18 protein-coding genes and 1 pseudogene are annotated in these 17,692 nt (G+C 46.9%); 16 read left to right on the top strand and 3 right to left on the bottom strand.

The window, feature by feature from the left end:
* The first annotated feature begins 3 nt into the window (after positions 1-3).
* From J2Z65_RS14325 to J2Z65_RS14305, 5 genes are all read left to right on the top strand, one after another.
* Complete coding sequence (locus J2Z65_RS14325; RefSeq protein WP_167062687.1) at positions 4-726, top strand: amino acid ABC transporter ATP-binding protein; 723 nt, start codon at positions 4-6, stop codon at positions 724-726.
* 234 nt (positions 727-960) lie between these two features.
* The gene (locus J2Z65_RS14320) at positions 961-2,256 is read left to right on the top strand and encodes a homocysteine synthase (protein WP_167061299.1); all 1,296 of its coding nucleotides are present in this window, start codon (positions 961-963) and stop codon (positions 2,254-2,256) included.
* Between the two features lie 194 nt (positions 2,257-2,450).
* Positions 2,451-3,299 (top strand): M15 family metallopeptidase, encoded by an 849-nt coding sequence (locus J2Z65_RS14315; RefSeq protein WP_167061297.1) that lies wholly within the window; start codon positions 2,451-2,453, stop codon positions 3,297-3,299.
* Positions 3,300-3,399: 100 nt separating this feature from the next.
* The gene (locus J2Z65_RS14310) at positions 3,400-4,419 is read left to right on the top strand and encodes a Gfo/Idh/MocA family protein (protein ID WP_167061294.1); all 1,020 of its coding nucleotides are present in this window, start codon (positions 3,400-3,402) and stop codon (positions 4,417-4,419) included.
* A 28-nt stretch (positions 4,420-4,447) separates the two neighbouring features.
* Entirely contained in the window at positions 4,448-5,398 is a 951-nt protein-coding gene (locus tag J2Z65_RS14305; RefSeq protein WP_167061291.1) for an AraC family transcriptional regulator, read from the top strand.
* A 104-nt stretch (positions 5,399-5,502) separates the two neighbouring features.
* Here the strand turns inward: J2Z65_RS14305 and mtnA are convergent, their stop codons facing one another.
* Both mtnA and mtnK read right to left on the bottom strand, forming a co-directional pair.
* Positions 5,503-6,579, bottom strand: coding sequence for an S-methyl-5-thioribose-1-phosphate isomerase (gene mtnA, locus J2Z65_RS14300; RefSeq protein WP_167061288.1), 1,077 nt, complete (start codon positions 6,577-6,579; stop codon positions 5,503-5,505).
* Positions 6,576-7,802, bottom strand: coding sequence for an S-methyl-5-thioribose kinase (mtnK, locus tag J2Z65_RS14295; RefSeq protein WP_167061285.1), 1,227 nt, complete (start codon positions 7,800-7,802; stop codon positions 6,576-6,578). Before mtnK ends, mtnA begins: the two co-directional genes overlap by 4 nt.
* 199 nt (positions 7,803-8,001) lie before the next feature.
* Here mtnK and J2Z65_RS14290 point away from each other — a divergent pair, with 199 nt between their 5' ends.
* The 8 genes from J2Z65_RS14290 (at position 8,002) to sufB (ending at position 14,864) form a co-directional block, all read left to right on the top strand.
* Positions 8,002-8,460, top strand: a complete 459-nt coding sequence (locus J2Z65_RS14290; protein ID WP_167061282.1) for a Dps family protein — start codon at positions 8,002-8,004, stop codon at positions 8,458-8,460.
* Positions 8,461-8,543: 83 nt separating this feature from the next.
* On the top strand, positions 8,544-8,717 hold the full coding sequence (locus J2Z65_RS14285; protein ID WP_167061279.1) for a hypothetical protein: 174 nt from the start codon (positions 8,544-8,546) through the stop codon (positions 8,715-8,717).
* 120 nt (positions 8,718-8,837) lie between these two features.
* Positions 8,838-9,407: a DUF1802 family protein gene (locus J2Z65_RS14280; RefSeq protein WP_420850831.1), complete on the top strand. Its 570-nt coding sequence runs from the start codon at positions 8,838-8,840 to the stop codon at positions 9,405-9,407.
* A 165-nt stretch (positions 9,408-9,572) separates the two neighbouring features.
* Positions 9,573-10,403 carry a Fe-S cluster assembly ATPase SufC gene (gene sufC / locus J2Z65_RS14275; protein WP_167061273.1) on the top strand — a complete coding sequence of 277 codons (831 nt, stop codon included), beginning with the start codon at positions 9,573-9,575 and terminating at the stop codon, positions 10,401-10,403.
* Positions 10,404-10,459: 56 nt separating this feature from the next.
* Complete coding sequence (gene sufD, locus J2Z65_RS14270) at positions 10,460-11,755, top strand: Fe-S cluster assembly protein SufD (protein ID WP_167061270.1); 1,296 nt, start codon at positions 10,460-10,462, stop codon at positions 11,753-11,755.
* Positions 11,752-12,978: a cysteine desulfurase gene (locus tag J2Z65_RS14265; protein ID WP_167061267.1), complete on the top strand. Its 1,227-nt coding sequence runs from the start codon at positions 11,752-11,754 to the stop codon at positions 12,976-12,978. The genes sufD and J2Z65_RS14265 overlap by 4 nt, the downstream gene beginning before the upstream one ends.
* A complete protein-coding gene (gene sufU, locus J2Z65_RS14260) occupies positions 12,965-13,399 on the top strand; it encodes a Fe-S cluster assembly sulfur transfer protein SufU (protein WP_167061264.1) in 435 nt (144 codons plus the stop codon). The genes J2Z65_RS14265 and sufU overlap by 14 nt, the downstream gene beginning before the upstream one ends.
* A 67-nt stretch (positions 13,400-13,466) precedes the next feature.
* Entirely contained in the window at positions 13,467-14,864 is a 1,398-nt protein-coding gene (gene sufB, locus J2Z65_RS14255) for a Fe-S cluster assembly protein SufB (RefSeq protein ID WP_167061261.1), read from the top strand.
* An 81-nt stretch (positions 14,865-14,945) separates the two neighbouring features.
* Here sufB and J2Z65_RS14250 read toward each other — a convergent pair.
* Positions 14,946-15,353, bottom strand: a pseudogene (locus J2Z65_RS14250) (PH domain-containing protein); the annotation flags it as partial.
* Between the two features lie 215 nt (positions 15,354-15,568).
* Here J2Z65_RS14250 and J2Z65_RS14245 point away from each other — a divergent pair.
* From J2Z65_RS14245 to J2Z65_RS14235, 3 genes are all read left to right on the top strand, one after another.
* Positions 15,569-16,675 carry a C40 family peptidase gene (locus J2Z65_RS14245; protein ID WP_167061258.1) on the top strand — a complete coding sequence of 369 codons (1,107 nt, stop codon included), beginning with the start codon at positions 15,569-15,571 and terminating at the stop codon, positions 16,673-16,675.
* A 117-nt stretch (positions 16,676-16,792) separates the two neighbouring features.
* Positions 16,793-17,011 carry a hypothetical protein gene (locus J2Z65_RS14240; protein ID WP_167061256.1) on the top strand — a complete coding sequence of 73 codons (219 nt, stop codon included), beginning with the start codon at positions 16,793-16,795 and terminating at the stop codon, positions 17,009-17,011.
* A complete protein-coding gene (locus J2Z65_RS14235) occupies positions 17,011-17,691 on the top strand; it encodes a hypothetical protein (RefSeq protein ID WP_167061253.1) in 681 nt (226 codons plus the stop codon). The genes J2Z65_RS14240 and J2Z65_RS14235 overlap by 1 nt, the downstream gene beginning before the upstream one ends.
* Position 17,692: the final 1 nt, after the last annotated feature.

The raw sequence follows: 17,692 nt of genomic DNA, 5'->3' as shown, positions 1-17,692 counted from the left end.
GCGATGATTGAAGTTAGAAATTTGCAAAAAGCATTCGGCGATAATGTTGTTTTGCGAGATATCTCCACAGATATTCAGAACCAAGAGGTACTGGTTGTTATCGGTCCGTCAGGGTCGGGGAAATCAACTTTTCTGCGTTGTTTGAATTTGCTAGAGCAGCCCAATGGGGGTTCTATCCAGATTGAGGGCAAAGACATTATGGATCCAACCAATAAAATCAATGAGATCCGCATGGAGCTCGGCATGGTATTTCAGCGTTTTCATTTGTTCCCGCATATGAAGGTCATTGATAATATCATGATGGCACCGATTCAAGTACGCAAATGGCCAGAGGATAAAGCGCGCAAAAAAGCGCTGGAACTGCTCGCGAAAGTCGGGCTGGCTGACAAAGCCAACGCATATCCGGATTCGCTATCCGGAGGTCAAGCGCAGCGTGTTGCGATTGCTCGCGCACTTGCGATGGAGCCGAAGATTATGTTGTTCGATGAACCGACATCCGCTTTGGACCCCGAAATGGTCGGAGAAGTGCTGGCGGTTATGAAGCAGCTGGCCAAAGAAGGGATGACGATGGTTGTCGTTACCCATGAAATGGGCTTCGCCCGCGAGGTAGGCGATCGCGTTATGTTTATGGAACAAGGCGTGATTGTCGAAGAAGGTAATCCGAAGCAAATATTCGAAAACCCGCAGCAGGAGCGGACGAGAGCCTTTCTGTCTAAAGTGCTTTAGTACGGTGAATAAGAATAGTGAGCAAGGAAGGGAAAGGAGCCGAATTGGCTCCTTTTTTTGCATTTTCAATGCCTCAGAGGTAGTAGAAAAAGAATGCTAGACTTCTATAGAAAAATATTCCAATGTGGTATATTGACTATAGCATGATTTTTCCTTAGAATATAATACATAGTAATCCAGTAGGAATTATTAAGTTTATCGAAAATCCATCCATCATCCAAGGAGGCATGTGCAATGTCAAATTCCAAACGTCAGTACTTACCGGAAACACTAGCCATACACGCAGGTCAGGAAGTCGATCCGGCAACCAATTCAAGGGCTGTTCCGATTTATCAAACGACGTCATACGTGTTTAACGATACGGATCATGCTGCTAATTTATTTGCGCTCAAAGAATTTGGTAATATTTATACGCGTATTATGAACCCGACTACAGATGTTTTCGAGAAGCGGATTGCTGCTTTGGAAGGCGCTCCGGCGGCACTGGCTGTAGCATCGGGCCAAGCAGCCATTACGTTCGCCATTTTGAACATTGCTGAAGCGGGAGATGAAATTGTATCGGCTGCATCCTTGTACGGCGGAACTTATAATTTATTTGCCAATACATTAGCTAAGCTAGGGATTACCGTTAAGTTCGTTGACCCGAGCAACCCGGAAAACTTCCGTGGTGCCATTACCGAGAAGACAAAAGCGATATATGCAGAGTCGATCGGCAATCCCAAAGGAGATATCCTCGATATCGAAGCGGTGGCGGCAATTGCTCATGAGAATGGCATTCCATTAATTGTTGACAATACATTCCCAAGTCCTTACCTGCTTAGACCTATTGAGCACGGGGCTGATATCGTTGTACATTCGGCAACCAAATTTATTGGCGGCCATGGAACTACCATCGGCGGCGTCATTGTTGACGGAGGCAAGTTCGATTGGGCAGCAAGCGGCAAATTCCCAGGCTTAACGAAGCCTGATCCGAGCTATAATGGTGTTGTGTACACCGATGCGGTTGGTCCTATCGCCTATATCATTAAAGCAAGAGTCCAATTGCTTCGCGATTTGGGCGCTTCGCTTTCACCGAACAGCTCGTTCCTGCTCTTGCAAGGGCTTGAAACGCTGCATTTGCGTTTGGAACGCCATAGTACGAATGCCTTAAAAGTGGCGCAGTTTTTAGAGTCACATGAAGCGGTGGAGTGGGTTAGCTATGCAGGGCTGGAAAGCCATCCTTCCTATAAGCTTGCTCAGAAGTACTTGCCTAAAGGGCAAGGGGCTATCCTAAGCTTCGGAATCAAAGGCGGCGTGGATGCAGGTAAGAAACTGATCCATTCTGTTCAGCTTTTCTCCCATTTAGCGAATGTCGGAGACTCCAAATCACTCATTATTCATCCAGCCAGCACAACGCACTCCCAATTGAATGAACAGGAGCAAATTTCTGCGGGTGTAACACCAGGACTTATTCGTTTATCTGTTGGTACGGAAGCTATTGAAGACATTATTTATGATTTAGAGCAGGCGATTGCTGCAAGTCAAGTGTAAGCGTAAAGCAGGAGCAGATTAAAACTTGTAACCGCAACGCGTTAAGCATAAAATATGAGAAGGCTGCGATTTAGGCGCAAAACCTAAATGGCAGTCTTTTTATGTTGAAATATGACTTTATGCAACTTTTACTTTGGATGTAAAGTCTATTTCATGTGAATGTTTGTTAACTTCAAGGAGGCATTAATCCCATCATGAACAAAAAGACGAAATACTCGGTCACCCTGCTGGTGGCGTTATTCATAGTGTCAGGCTGCAGCAGCAAGAACGAAGTAGCTTCTAGCGCTAGCCCCTCTTCAAACGCAACGTCGACGGCTACGTCAACGCCTTCAACCAACACGGCGCCGTCCACAACAGCGACAGCTTCGCCACAGACAAGCTCAAAGCCCGCTCAAAGCCCTGCGGCGTCTCCGAAGTCTTCCAGCACGCCTTCCAAAAGCGACGGACTCCAAGTCATCGCAAAGCCGGAAAGTGTGACAGTTCTCGTGAATAAGCAATTCTCACTGCCCTCGAACTACGAGCCAACCGATTTGGTTTACCCGGATGTTCCATTTACATTTACGGAGAAAGTTGAAAAACGGAAAATGCGAAGTGTCGCGGCGGGAGCGCTCGAGAAGCTTTTTGCAGGTGCGAAAAAGGATGGCATTAATCTTGCTGGAGTCTCCGCTTATCGCTCGTATGCAACGCAGAAATCTGTTTTCCAGCGCTACGTGCAGAAAGACGGTGAGGAAAAAGCTAAAACCTACAGTGCAGTACCGGGAACAAGCGAGCATGAAACAGGACTGGCGATCGATGTATCGGGCAGTGACGGGAAGTGTGCGGCGGAGGATTGTTTTGGAGGGACGAAGGAAGCAAACTGGCTGGAGAAGCACGCACCTGAGTATGGATTTATTATCCGTTATCCGCAAGGAAAAGCTGCTATTACCGGTTATCAATACGAGCCTTGGCATATTCGTTATGTGGGCGTAGATACAGCTAAGGATATGGTGGCCAAAAAGATGACCATGGAAGAGTACTATAATGCTGTTCCTGTAAGCAAGTGATGATGTCGTTATTTTGCACTCTACTTTGTCGCTAATTCGAAATTTATCAAGCAGCCAAGCCGTGTTAAAATGAATCCAAGTCACTTATTTGGAGGTTAACATGATTAAAGTAGCAATGTTAAGTTTTTGGCACGTGCATGCAAGAGACTATGCGAAACAGGTTACCGAGCACAAAGATACCGAGATTGTAGCTGTATGGGATGAAATTCCAGAACGCGGACAAGCGGAAGCGGCGCAGCGCGGTGTTACCTTTTATGCAGATTTGGCAGAGTTGCTGGCAAATAAGGATATTGACGGCGTCGTTGTCGACACACCGACAAACCAGCATCGCGATGTCATGATCGCTGCTGCGAAAGCAGGTAAACATATTTTTACCGAGAAAGTGATTGCTCCGACTTTGCATGAAGTGAATGAGATTTTGGATGCGGTAAATGAAGCTGGCATAACCTTGACTGTTTCTTTGCCGCGTTTGAATCCATCTTATACATTAGCGATTCAAGAAATCATCGAGAAGGAATTGCTTGGACCGATTACTCTCGTGCGTACCCGTTTATCCCACAATGGGGGGATCTCCACGGAAGCGAATCCGAAAGGCTGGCTGCCTGAGCATTTCTACAATGCTGAACAATGTGGGGGCGGAGCATTAATCGATCTTGGCTGTCATCCGATGTATCTGACTCGTCTATTCCTTGGTCTGCCAGAGTCTGTAAGCGCTACTTATGGCTATGTGACAGGCAGAGAAGTTGAAGACAATGCCGTAGCGACGCTTCAATATGCAAACGGCGCCCTGGGTATTGTTGAGGCTGGGTTTGTGAACGCTCATTCGCCATTCGTGATTGAAGTTCATGGAACCGACGGCAGTGTACTTTACTCCGATCACGATGGAAGAGTTCTGATCCGTACGAAAAAGCTTCCAGAAACAAGCGCTGGCTGGGTGGCTTACGAGAACGGTCCCAAAGAAAAACCGTCTGCTTTTGATCAATGGGTAGCCCATATTCAAAACGGGACTCAAGCCACTGAGAATATCCAATTGGCTGTGGACTTAACGAAGCTGATGGAGGCTTCGAATCGCTCTGTTCAAGCCAAACAACAAGTACGAATTGATTCCCTAGCTCAATAAGAGCTGTGAAGGATGGAAGGAGGTCAGCATGAGTCAGCCCTTTTACTTCGAACCGATGCTGGAAAATCCGATGGCCCTCGATCGCTTGGACTTAAGATTTCGGTGGGGTTCTTATGGAATCCGCGTGCTTCGCTGTCATCTGACCTCTTTTCCTGCCGGAACGGTTATCGATTTCCATCATCATTCCGAATTCGAGTTTCATTATATCCCTAGCGGAAAAGGCAAAGTGATCCTGGACAATGTTACCCATCTGCTGCAGGAAGGGATGCTGTATGTCACAGCACCCGGAGTCTCGCACCGCCAGGAAGCGGATGAACATGAAAAGATGGATGAGCTGTGTCTTCATGTTGATTTTGTGAAGCTGGAAGACACTGAGCCGGAGGCAGACTCCGGGTGTGAAACGCAGGCTTGGGGAGAGGCATGGGAAATAGCTGAAGCAGAAGCTTGTATGAAGCAGCTAAGCGATCTTCCGCATGTTCCTGCATTCGACCGCCAGGAAGCGATGAAATGCTTTTTGGTCGCCTATGAAGCTTGGCGGGACAATCAGCTCGGTCAGTACACGATAATTAAACAATCGATTATCCAGATGCTGCTCAGAACGATCGGCGCCTACAAAGCGGATCATCAAGGTCTTAACCTGCCGGCACGCGATATGAAAAGCTATCGCTATCAGCTGGCGGTGCAGTTCATCGAGGACAACTTCCGGCGCCCGTTAACGCTGGAAGGCGTGGCCGATAGGCTGCAGATCTCCTCGCGGCAGCTTCAGCGCATCTTTAAAGAGCAGGCGAACATTTCCTTCAGTGAATATTTGGAGCAGGTTCGCTTGAAACATGTGTGCACGGAACTGCTGCAAACGACGATGACCTTGGAGAAAATCGCCGAGAAGAGCGGCTTTGCGTCCAGCAATTATTTGCATTATGTTTTCAAAAAAGCACATGGCGTCACGCCGAACCGGTATCGCGACCAGATGCACGGATAATAAAAAAAGGCTGTTCCCCGTATTTCGTAGATCAACTACGTTTACGTTGGGAACAGCCTTTTATATGTTGCTGAAGGTTAACGCAACAGCACGAGAGTGCTATTTTATTCAAAAAGCTTGCGCAAGTTCTCGGAATAAGGAGCGCGTACGATGCCTTTTTCAGTAATAATCGCCGTCACATATTCGTTCGGCGTGACATCGAAAGCAGGATTGAATACTTTGACGCCTTGCGGAGCTGTACGTTTGCCGAAACCTTGCGTGATTTCATCCTCATGGCGCTCTTCGATCGGAATATCACCGCCGGTAGGCGTGTTCAAATCAATCGTGGAAATCGGGCTCGCCACATAGAACGGAATTCCGTGCGCCTTTGCCAAAACGGCAACGCTGTAAGTGCCGATTTTGTTAGCAACGTCACCGTTTGCAGCAACGCGGTCGGTACCGACGATGACCGCTTGGATCCAGCCCTTGGACATGACCGCGCCGGCCATGTTGTCGCAGATCAGCGTCACATCGACGCCGGCTTGCTGCAGTTCAAAGGCCGTGAGCCGCGCGCCTTGCAGCACGGGCCGAGTCTCATCCGCGAACACTTTCAGGTTCACGCCTTTTTCTTTAGCCAAGTAGAACGGCGCTAGCGCCGTGCCGTACTTGGCTGTCGCCAAACCGCCGGCGTTGCAGTGTGTCAGCACGCCGAAACCATCCTCGAACAGCGTCAGCGCATGCTCGCCGATCAGACGGTTCGTCTCCTCGTCCTCCGCTTGAATCTTCTGCGCTTCGTCGAGGAGGGCTACCTTGAAGTCAGCTGGGCTAACGCCCGACGCTGCCAAGCTGCTTGCCTGCGCTCTCATCCGATCGAGCGCCCAGAACAAGTTCACTGCTGTCGGGCGTGAAGTCGCCAGATAGTCCGCTTGCTTCTGGACTTCCGCCAGAAGCCCATCCACCGCAGCATCCACGTTGCGGATGCCTAGATAAACACCATACGCGGCGGCGATTCCGATGGCCGGAGCGCCGCGAACCTTCAAATGACGAATCGCTTCCCACACCTCGATCGGTGTTTCCAACGGCAAATACACAATTTCTTCCGGCAGCAAGCGCTGATCTAACAGATCAAGCTGCTGCCCATTCCAACGCAAGGATTGCAAAGCACCTTGCTCTTCTAAGCTTTGTAGGTTGGTGTTAGTCATAGAACAAATCCTCTTTCTACTGCTGATTCTTTGGTGGCGACGGCAATAAGCTCATCGATAGAAGTTACTTGGCGGTTAGCGCGAATCAAAGATGTGCCGATCGCTAACGCCATGCGTTGAGCGCGCTCTCGGGCGGCGCTGTTTTCAATTTTATCAATATCTGCGACATGAGCAAGTCCCACGATTCGGCGCACCATTTTGGCACCGGTGAACCCTGCAGTGTCCTGGAGCAGATTTTTAAGGAAATAGTCTTGATAGCCTGGCGTTTGGAACACACGATCCACACCATGCTCATTCCACAGGGCCCGGAAATTGGCTTCGAAATGTGTCCATACATCCTTCACGGTTTGCAATAAATAGGCGCGGTAGGCTTGGCGGCTTTCGTGATCCGGGCTCCAGCCTTCTTGACCTGCAAAATTAAGGATGAGGTTCGCCAGCACAGCGCCGATATCGAAGCCCATCGGTCCATAGTAAGCGAATTCGGGATCGATGACTTTGGTGGAATCCGGCTTGATGAAAATACTTCCTGTGTGCAAATCGCCGTGAAGCAGCGCTTGCGCGTTCGTCAGGAATTTCTGGCGAAGGATGGCGACTTCAAAGTGAAGCGCGCTGTCAGCCCAAAGCTGCTCAGCCGCATCACGGATCTGAGCTTCAATGCTGTTTGTTTCAGCATCGCGGTAAGGATCATCGAAAATCAAATCCTCTGTAATTTTGCACAGCTCGGGATTGATGAAACGACCTTGTTGAATTTTCTTTTCCTGCTGGTTTTTGCCTAAATCCGAAGTGAAAAACAGCGTATTCGCCAGGAAGCGGCCGATATGTTCAGCAAAAAGCGGGTATTGGTTCCGTTCGATAAGCCCTTTGCGCATAATGACATGATCGCTTAGATCCTCCATAACCGTAAGAGCGAGATCTGCGTCATAAGCATAAACATGCGGTACAAGATCCGGAACTAGCCCTTCTTCAATAATAAGCGCTTCGCTCTCAATGCGTGCCCGGTCAAGCGTTAACGGCCAGGATTCCCCGACAACCTTTGCATAAGGAAGAGCTTGTTTCAAAATAATACTTTTTCCTGAAGCTTTTTCCGTTATGCGAAAAACGAGATTTAAGTTGCCGTCGCCGATTTCGTGGCTGGTCAGTTCCGATCCGGGTTGGAACAAATCCGGGATTTGACGGGCGTATTCGATCGCTTGAGCTTCACTTAAAGGATGATAGGTAGACATGGTTTTCCCTCCTATGAGTCATTGGATTTAATTCCAACTAATTTACTGTGTATTAATCGTCTTTTCCTAGTATAAGCCAAAAAGGTGCCGCTTGAAATACTCTGTTCGGAAATGTTGCACAAATTACATAATATTAGCGCTAATAACGTAAATTAACGTGTACATGCAGAACGATAATGACAACTAGGAGGCTTTATTCATGGTAACAACGACGATAACATCAACGCAATCGATCCAGACCGTGTTAAATAAGCAAATTGCTAACTGGGGCTTGCTTTTTGTCAAGCTTCATAACTTCCATTGGTATGTAAAAGGCAATCAATTTTTCACATTGCACGTAAAATTTGAAGAGCTGTACAATGAAGCCGCTCTCCACATAGATGAGCTAGCCGAGCGATTGCTTTCGATTGGCGGTAAGCCTGCGGCTACAATGAAAGCCTATATCGAGCTCTCCTCCCTAAAAGAAGCGTTGGGAACCGAAACGGCAACGAAAATGGTCGAAGCCATCATTGAGGACTTTACCATTCTTACACAAGAATTAAAAGCGGGCATGCAAGCCTGTGAAGAAGTCCAAGACGAGACGACATCGGACATGCTGTTAGCCATACAAACATCGCTGGAGAAACACCGCTGGATGCTGCAATCGTTTCTCGGATAGCTTTACAAAATCTTCAAGCTGAACAAACATGAGCGTAACGAAACTTAGCTATACTGGTAGCAAAATCGTTTTCGGAGGATCTAATGTTGATGAAAATCCTGAATGTGCTGCTGGTCATGGCCGCGTGCTTCTTCTTGTTGTTCATGGCTTTTGAGGCGGATGCTCCCGCTAAGAATGATGAACCGAATCCGATGAAACAAAATCAAGAACAGTTTGCCCGTATACAACAAACGTATTACGCCGAAGATGTAAAATAAGTAGACTTAGGGATGGCCTGAGAGCCATCCCTTTCTTTTCGTCTTTTCATGCCGTATTGTTTTGCTTCACCAGATTCCTTATAATGAATGGATTATTGGGAGAGCAAGGAGTTGGCGTATGTGGAAAAACCAAAGGCCTTGAAAGAATGGGCTTCGGCTGTCAAAGCGCTGGAAGACGGAACACAAATCTTTATTATGCGCAAAGGGGGTATAGTTGAAGAAACGAGAGATTTTCAAGTTGAATCCAATGATTTTTTTCTTTATCCTACCTATGAGCACCAGAGAAAAGAATTGCTCAAGGACAATTATCGCCATGTCATCGATGAAACCTTGGTCGGTTGGAGTGCGCAGGATGAGCAGGTCACAATCCGTTCATATGCCCGGATGATCGAGGATATCGAGATTAGCGATGGAGATCTGCTGAATAGGCTGTACCCTTTTCACATTTGGACGGAAAATTTCACGGACGAAAGATTGAAGTGGAAACGTAAAAATCCGCTGCATCTCATGCTGTTAAGAGTGTATAAATTGGCAGAACCTTTACATATTCCAATTGAGCAGGCCTATATCGGCTGTAAATCATGGATTGAGCTAGGGGCTGAAACACCGCCTGAATCCTCGTTAGTTCCGGTTTTGAGCGATGAGGAGTTTGCAGCGCAAGTTGCTGAAATTAAGCGAACTTTGTCGTAAGAAAAAGGTTGCATTTTCACAAATTGCCCACCTTTTTCAAGCAATTGCCCTTTCTTGATTTGTCATAGTAAGTTATAATAGAATTATTCTAATGAGAATCAATGATAATCATCTTATGATTGTCGTTTATCTAGTACATTTAAACATTATGGAGGCTTAATGAAAATGGCAAACTCACCAACATTTACAATAGACGGTCTTAGAGCGAACGTCGAAGGTAAGGAAATTTTGAAAGGGCTGAGCCTTGAAATCAAAGGCGGAGAAGTTCATGCAATCATGGGACCGAACGGTACTGGTAAAAGTACGCTTGCATCCGCGCTGATGGGTCACCCGAAATATGAAGTGACAGAAGGTTCCGTTACTTTAGAAGGCGAAGATGTTCTCGAAATGGCGGTTGATGAGAGAGCGCGCGCTGGTTTGTTCCTAGCTATGCAATACCCAAGCGAAATTACGGGCGTAACGAACGCTGACTTCTTGCGCAGCGCAATCAACGTGCGTCGTGGCGAGGGCAACGAGATCTCCTTGATCAAGTTCATCCGCCAAATGGAAGCCAAAATGAAACAGCTTGAAATGAACCCAGAGTTCATGCACCGTTACTTGAACGAAGGCTTCTCCGGCGGTGAGAAGAAACGTAACGAAATTCTGCAAATGCTTTTGCTTGAGCCTAAGTTCGTTATTCTTGACGAAATCGACTCCGGTTTGGATATCGATGCTTTGCGTATCGTTGCGGAAGGCGTTAACGCTATGCGCAGTGAAGAGCGCGGCTTCTTGATCATTACGCACTACCAACGTTTGCTCAACTACGTTAAACCAGATTTTGTACATGTTATGATGCAAGGCCGTATCGTGAAATCCGGCGGACCAGAGCTAGCTGAGCGTCTGGAAGCGGAAGGTTACGATTGGATCAAAGAAGAACTCGGCATCGTGGATGAAACGGTTGGTCAAGACGAGGAAGAATTCAAAATCCCAATGAACACGACTGCGCCGAAGTACTAAAGAGAGGAGAGACTTTGATCTCTGATCAAAGGTCCTTATATATTAGGAGGAATACCATGAGTACTCAAACACAACTTTCCATAGATTCTAATGCTGTCATCGAGCTCTCCCGCAGCAAACAAGAGCCGGAGTGGATGACGACCCTTCGTACAGAAGGGCTGGCGTTAGCGAATTCTTTGGAATTACCTACGCTTGAAAAGACAAGAATTGATCGTTGGAGCATTTCCTCCTACGGTTCCTATAAAACACAAGCGCCTTTGACTTCCCTTGAGTCCTTACCGGAAGTTGCCCAAGGACTAACGAATTCAGATAACCTGATTGTTCAGCGCAACTCTGGCGTCGTGTACAGCCAAGTTTCGGAAGAACTGAAGAAGCAAGGCGTTATTTTCACTGATCTGGAAACGGCGATTCGCGATCATGCTGATCTGGTGGAGCCTTACTTTATGAAAGCTGTCGAAGCGAACGAAAATCAAGTGACAGCTTTACACGCTGCGCTTTGGAACGGCGGTATTTTCATCTACGTGCCAAAAGACGTTCGTGTGGATGTTCCGCTTCAAGCGTTGTTTGTTACGGATGATGCTGAAGCTACATTCGCTCCGCACGTGCTGATCGTTGCAGAGCAATTCAGCTCCGTTTCATACGTTGATAACTTCGTATCCTCCCTGTCGGGTGCTGAGCTCGTACAAAACGGTATCGTTGAAGTGTTCGCGAAGCCGGGTTCGCGCGTAAATTACGCGTCCGTTCATAACTTCGAGGAGTCCGTGACGGACTTGACTTACCGCCGTGCCATTCTTGACAATGATGCGAGCATTGCGTGGGTTGTTGGCGAAATGAACTACGGGAATACGATGTCGGATACGACTTCTATCCTTAAAGGCAAAGGTTCTGACTCCGACGCCAAAGTGATCTGTGTCGGTACGCAAGAGCAGAAGCTCAACTTAACGACACGCGCTGTTCACTGGGGCAAAGCCTCAACGAGCGACATGATTACGCGTGCTGTTATGCGAGATGGCGCAACGGCAATCATCAACGGGATTACGAAGATCGAAAAAGGAGCACAAGGCTGTAACGGTCAACAAACGGAGAAAGTGTTGATGCTTAGCCCGAAAGCTCGCGGAGACGCGAATCCGATTCTTCTTATCGATGAGGATGATGTAAAAGCAGGCCATGCGGCGAGTGTTGGTCAAGTGAATGCAGAGCAAGTGCACTACTTGATGTCTCGCGGTATTACGAAGGAAGAAGCTCAACGCTTAATTATTTATGGATTCTTAGCGCCGGTCGTTTCCGAGATTCCGATTAAGAGCGTTGAAGAACAGCTGCAAAGCTTAGTGGAGAGGAAGCTGGGACAATGAATACAGCCGAGATACGTGAACTTTTTCCCATTCTAAAACAAGAAGTGAACGGTCATCCTCTGGTGTATTTGGACAGCGCTGCAACCTCCCAGAAGCCCATTCAGGTGATTGAGGCACTGAAGCATTACTATGAATGGGACAATGCGAACGTACATCGTGGTGTTCATACCCTAGGATCCCGTGCTACAGATGCGTATGAAGGAGCACGAGCGAAGGTTGCTAAGTTCATTAACGCATCCAGCGAGCAAGAGATTATTTTTACCAGAGGCACGACAACAGCCATTAATATTGTGGCGAGCAGCTATGCCAAAGCGGTATTGCGCGAAGGCGACGAAATCGTCCTCACGCCCATGGAGCACCACAGCAATTTGATTCCATGGCAGCAAGCCGCTAAGGCAACAGGCGCCATTTTAAAATATATCCCGCTACAACCCGATGGATCGATTTCGCTGGCAGACGTAGAAAATACGATTACAGACCGTACCAAAATCGTTTCTGTCGTCTACGTTTCTAACGTTCTGGGCGTTATCAACCCCGTTAAAGAGATCGCTCAAATCGCTCATAAGCATGGTGCGAAGATGATGGTCGACGGCGCACAAAGCACTCCGCATATGAAAGTGGATGTGCAGGATTTGGATTGCGACTTTTATGGTCTTTCCGGTCATAAAATGTGTGGACCAACCGGAATTGGGGCATTGTATGGCAAGAAGGCCTTGCTGGAAAGCATGGAGCCGGCTGAATTCGGCGGCGAGATGATCGATCATGTGGATCTCTATGAGTCGACATGGAAGGAACTGCCTTGGAAGTTCGAAGGCGGGACTCCGATCATCGGAGGCGCTGTTGCACTTGGCGCGGCGATTGATTTTCTGCAAGAAGTCGGCATGGACAATATTTTCAAACACGATATACAGCTCACGAATTATGCGATGGAACGTATGACACAGATCGAGGATCTGACCATCTACGGCCCAACTAGCAACCGTGCAGGACTTGTAACGTTCAATTTGGGCGATGTCCATCCGCATGACGTGGCAACTGTTCTGGATGCAGAGGGAGTAGCTATACGTGCAGGCCACCACTGTGCACAGCCTCTGATGAGATGGCTTGAAGTGAGCAGTACGGCTCGTGCAAGCTTTTATCTATACAATACAGAAGAAGATATTGACCGTCTTGTGATGGCCTTACAAAAAACAAAGGAGTACTTTGGCCATGCAATTGGATGATTTATACCGCAGAGTCATTATGGATCACTATAAAACACCTCGCAACCGCGGGAAGTTTGAGTCTGGTGAAGCAGTTACCATCGATCTGAACAACCCTACGTGCGGTGATAAAATATCGCTGCAAATGCAGGTGGAAGATGGTATCGTTAAGTTAGCAAAATTCACAGGCGAAGGCTGCTCGATCTCTCTGTCCTCCGCATCAATGATGACGGATGCCGTTAAAGGCAAAACGATTGAAGAGGCACTGAAGATGGCTGATGATTTTTCCAGCTTGATGAAGGGCGGATCTGTCGAATTTGAATATGAAGATATAGAGGCTCTATCTGGGGTAAATAAATTCCCTGCGCGGATTAAATGTGCAACCTTGGCATGGAACGCGCTCCGCAAAGGTATTGAACATACCCAAAAGTCCGATAACTAACGCATACGCGATTGCATAGAGCGCTGTGAATGATTTGCAACACAAAAACGTTAAGGAGGAATTAACCATGGCAAAACAAATGCCAGATCTCGAAGATTATAAGTATGGTTTCCGAGATGAGCACAAATCGATTTTCCAATCGGGAAAAGGTTTAACTCGTGAAATCGTTGAAGAAATCTCCAGAATGAAGGGCGAGCCGGATTGGATGCTGGAGTTTCGTCTGAAATCCTTGGAGCAGTTCTTCAAAATGCCGATGCCTCGTTGGGGCGGCAACATGGATGATCTTGATTTTAATGACATCCAGTACTATGTAAAACCATCTGAGAAACAAGGTAAAACATGGGAAGAAGTTCCAACCGAGATTAAAGAAACATTCGATAAGCTGGGTATTCCGGAAGCAGAACAAAAGTTCCTTGCCGGTGTATCAGCACAATACGAATCCGAAGTTGTTTACCACAGCATGCAAAAAGAGCTTGAAGATCAAGGTGTTATCTTCACAGATACGGATACAGCTCTTCGCGAACATCCTGAACTGTTCAGAAAATACTTCGGTACCATCATCCCGCCAAGCGACAATAAATTCGCTGCTCTGAACAGTGCGGTATGGTCCGGTGGTTCCTTTATTTACGTCCCTAAAGGCGTGAAGTGCGAAGTTCCATTGCAAGCATACTTCCGTATTAACTCCGAGAACATGGGTCAATTCGAGCGTACATTGATTATCACGGACGAAGAAAGCTTCGTGCACTATGTAGAAGGCTGTACAGCTCCGATCTACAGCACGAACTCCCTTCATAGCGCGGTTGTTGAGATCGTATGTCTCAAAAATTCCCGTGCGCGTTACACAACGATCCAAAACTGGGCACCGAACATCTACAACCTCGTTACGAAACGTGCGGTTGCAGAAGAAGGAGCTACCATGGAGTGGGTCGATGGCAACATTGGTTCCAAGCTGACTATGAAGTACCCAGCTGTTGTGCTGAAAGGCCGCGGCGCTAAAGGGATGGTTCTTTCCATCGCAGTAGCAGGTAAAGGTCAGCACCAAGATGCAGGCGCCAAAATGACGCATCTGGCTCCGGATACAACGTCAACGATCGTGTCCAAGTCCATCTCCAAACACGGCGGTAAAGTAACTTACCGTGGTCTGGCTTCCTTCGGACGTAATTCCCAAGGATCCAAAGCGAATATCAAATGTGATACGTTGATTCTAGATAACGAGTCAACATCCGATACAATTCCTTACAATGAAATCATGAACGATAACATTACGCTGGAGCATGAAGCGACTGTATCCAAAGTGTCTGAGGATCAATTATTCTACCTCATGAGCCGTGGTTTAACGGAAGCTGAAGCAACACAAATGATCGTTATGGGCTTCATTGAGCCATTCACGAAAGAACTTCCAATGGAATATGCCGTGGAAATGAACCGTCTAATCAAGTTCGAGATGGAAGGTTCTATCGGTTAATAGATGTAACTCCAAAAAAAGCGCACCCGGATATTCTCGGGTACGCTTTTTTTAAACCGTTTTATGCAATGTCGAGGGTTGTTAAGCATTAATTCGTTTACGATTTTGCGTTGCCAGCGTAAGTATAGCAACGTAAAAGGGCTGAAGGTTGAACTTTTTGCCAAACTCAAATTTATAAGCTGCGGTTGATACATTGTTTGCTTTGAAATAGGGAGATGTAATATAGTGAATGGTCAATTCACTATCATCAAAACCTGTGCCCGCGGTTTCCATTGTCACTTCATAAATGGAGTCTAAATCAATGGAGGCAATTCTCGTTTTTTTGCCTGTAACTCCCTGGTGATCGATCAAAATAATTCTTTCGTCAGTTACAACGAATGTATCCCTGACCAATTTGAAGCCTGTTGTCACCTTTTCATTAGGCATCAGATATATGCCATACTGCCGCGAGAGTTCTTCTACAGAAACTTCTGAGAAGTTTCCTAAAAGACCGTTTAAAAACCTGCCATTTTTACCACTCCTTCTTTAAACATTTTACACACTAACTGTATTCGATGAATTCGGAAAAATTACCTTTAACTGTCTGCCTAATTCCTTTCCAACATGCTCCAAGAGGCTCCACCTTTGGTTCATGCATATTTATTTCGCACAAATCTCACCCTAAAGAGGATCATAATGTGTCCCTAAAGGAGAGAAGTGAAGGTATGTGGAAAAGGCTGAAACTAGCAGCAATAGGGAGTATGGTTGTCGCTATCGCAACAACAACAGCTTGTGGGAAGGATCATGCGGCCCCAAATAACGTTGCACCATCACCGAACGGAGTGACACAATCAGGTACAAGTAATGCGCTTCCTCACAGCTTGTCACAAGGAAATGGTATCACCAAATTAGGAAATGATGATGCTGTAATACCCATTAAAGTGATCAATAATGCCAATTATGTAGATGCTCGAGAACTCATTCAAACATTAAAGTTTCAATCCGAGTGGGATGCTGGTGCTCAGAAACTGCTAATTGGCGACAATGATGCGAACTTTGAAATATCGGTGAATTCCAAAAAAGCGATGAAGGACGGGGCAGAAATTCACGTCCATCAAGATTTTGTCAAAGAAGGCGATGTCATTTACTTACCTGTCTCCGCCATCTCTGATTTGTTTCAAGAAGAAATGTCATACGAAGTAAGTGGTAAGCAGTTGAACATCCATCCCTCTCCGATTACGCCCCTTGAGAATGAGGATGCTCCCGATCCTAGCGCTGACTCTCCGGAGCTTGCGTTTGCGGACGATCCGAATGATCCGTTCAAAGGAGGAGCAGTGAAAGGGGAGAGCCCAGCCTCTCAAGATATTCATGCCCATCATGATCTGCAAGTCTGGTCACAGTCCGGTGGAGACGCTATTCCCGTATTGAAAGACATTAATGTTAACAGCATGATTAACAAAGGCGAACAGTATAAAGGGGTTAAATATAAATTCGGAACCGGTCCATACCCACAAACAGGCCGATTTGATTGCTCAACGTTTACCCAGTATGTGTTTGGCAAATATAACGTAAAACTTCCGAGACTTGCCCGCCAACAAGCGGCGGTAGGCAGTTTGGTTAGCCGTAAATCTTTGCGTAAAGGCGATTTGATGTTCTTCTATGTCCCAGGTCGCTTCAAAACCAATAAAACTGTCGGACATGTCGGCATCTATATTGGCAACATGCAAATGCTCCATGCTTCTCCAGCACCGAAGAATGGGGTTCAGATCAGTAATATCAATAAAGCTTATTGGAAAAAAACGTTCCTCCGAGCAAAACGTGTTGTATATTAAGCCATTCAAGTCTATCCTTAGGGGTAGACTTTTATTATTTTTTAGCAAGCTGAAACAAATAGACGGTTCGTGCGTTTTATCTATTATGAAGTCTTTGATGAGGGAGGATGAAACCGAATGACGATTACTCTTTTCGAAAAATTAGCAGATGGACAGCTTTTGAAAATTAGTGAGCGCACATGGGATGAAAAGCTGATGCAAGCTTTAGATGCAGCGAATTATGTGCTCATTGGCGGCAAGGAATATGAAATGATAGAAGGAAGATTGAATTTGGATTTAAATGTGTTCGAGCTTTTACTTGTTGCAGTTGGTTCAGATGGGGGAGGGAACAAGTAGTGAAAAGACCGCTCAAGGTATTTTCAGCTTCCTTAAGCCTCATACTCGCGGGTCAACTGCTGCTGCTCCCGGCGCATGCCGCAGAGTCGCCTACACCAAACGCCACATCATCAAAGCTGGTGGAATGGTCTACCGACGAAGTGAAGACATACTTCGATCCTGCGGTTGACTGGAATTTACCGGTACCGCTGGCTTCAGGCGCGGCATCGCCATCGCCATCGCCATCTCCAACGCCAACTGCCGGAGGCGGTTCAACGAGTGGAGGCACAACACCCATTATCGTGAACAATGTTGGCGGGGGGAGTGGGTTTGGATGGGATGATCTGTTGTTGTACCATCTCATTTTTAATAGCCCAAGTCCATATTCCTCAAGCAGTTGGGGAAGCAGTCACCGCTCTTATTACTATCGTTCCAATACACCTTATGTGACCAAAACGTATCAACCAAGCACGTTCTCCAATCGTTCCACGACGAAATCGCCAACAACATCAAGCGGCTCTGGTACATTTACGACGAACAAGTCATCCTCTTCGAACACGAAGCCGGGGACAACAGGCTCTGTTAGCGGATCTGGCACGAGCAGCGGCACAACATCAAGCTCGAAATCAACATCCACCTCAACGGGCAGCATAGGCGGCAAATCGAGCGGGTTCAGCTCTTCATCCAGCTCAGGAGGTTAAT

This window comes from Paenibacillus aceris, assembly GCF_017874035.1.
GTDB classification, from domain to species: Bacteria; Bacillota; Bacilli; order Paenibacillales; family NBRC-103111; genus Paenibacillus_E; species Paenibacillus_E aceris.
Note: the sequence above shows the minus strand (reverse complement) of the source record. Positions and strands in the feature narration are given on the sequence as shown.

Coding starts and splice junctions, on each gene's coding strand:
- J2Z65_RS14325 (WP_167062687.1), top strand. CDS start 4: ATGATTGAAGTTAGAAATTTGCAAAAAGCATTCGGCGATAATGTTGTT.
- J2Z65_RS14320 (WP_167061299.1), top strand. CDS start 961: ATGTCAAATTCCAAACGTCAGTACTTACCGGAAACACTAGCCATACAC.
- J2Z65_RS14315 (WP_167061297.1), top strand. CDS start 2,451: ATGAACAAAAAGACGAAATACTCGGTCACCCTGCTGGTGGCGTTATTC.
- J2Z65_RS14310 (WP_167061294.1), top strand. CDS start 3,400: ATGATTAAAGTAGCAATGTTAAGTTTTTGGCACGTGCATGCAAGAGAC.
- J2Z65_RS14305 (WP_167061291.1), top strand. CDS start 4,448: ATGAGTCAGCCCTTTTACTTCGAACCGATGCTGGAAAATCCGATGGCC.
- mtnA (WP_167061288.1), bottom strand. CDS start 6,579: ATGACTAACACCAACCTACAAAGCTTAGAAGAGCAAGGTGCTTTGCAA.
- mtnK (WP_167061285.1), bottom strand. CDS start 7,802: ATGTCTACCTATCATCCTTTAAGTGAAGCTCAAGCGATCGAATACGCC.
- J2Z65_RS14290 (WP_167061282.1), top strand. CDS start 8,002: ATGGTAACAACGACGATAACATCAACGCAATCGATCCAGACCGTGTTA.
- J2Z65_RS14285 (WP_167061279.1), top strand. CDS start 8,544: ATGTTGATGAAAATCCTGAATGTGCTGCTGGTCATGGCCGCGTGCTTC.
- sufC (WP_167061273.1), top strand. CDS start 9,573: ATGGCAAACTCACCAACATTTACAATAGACGGTCTTAGAGCGAACGTC.
- sufD (WP_167061270.1), top strand. CDS start 10,460: ATGAGTACTCAAACACAACTTTCCATAGATTCTAATGCTGTCATCGAG.
- J2Z65_RS14265 (WP_167061267.1), top strand. CDS start 11,752: ATGAATACAGCCGAGATACGTGAACTTTTTCCCATTCTAAAACAAGAA.
- sufU (WP_167061264.1), top strand. CDS start 12,965: ATGCAATTGGATGATTTATACCGCAGAGTCATTATGGATCACTATAAA.
- sufB (WP_167061261.1), top strand. CDS start 13,467: ATGGCAAAACAAATGCCAGATCTCGAAGATTATAAGTATGGTTTCCGA.
- J2Z65_RS14245 (WP_167061258.1), top strand. CDS start 15,569: ATGTGGAAAAGGCTGAAACTAGCAGCAATAGGGAGTATGGTTGTCGCT.
- J2Z65_RS14240 (WP_167061256.1), top strand. CDS start 16,793: ATGACGATTACTCTTTTCGAAAAATTAGCAGATGGACAGCTTTTGAAA.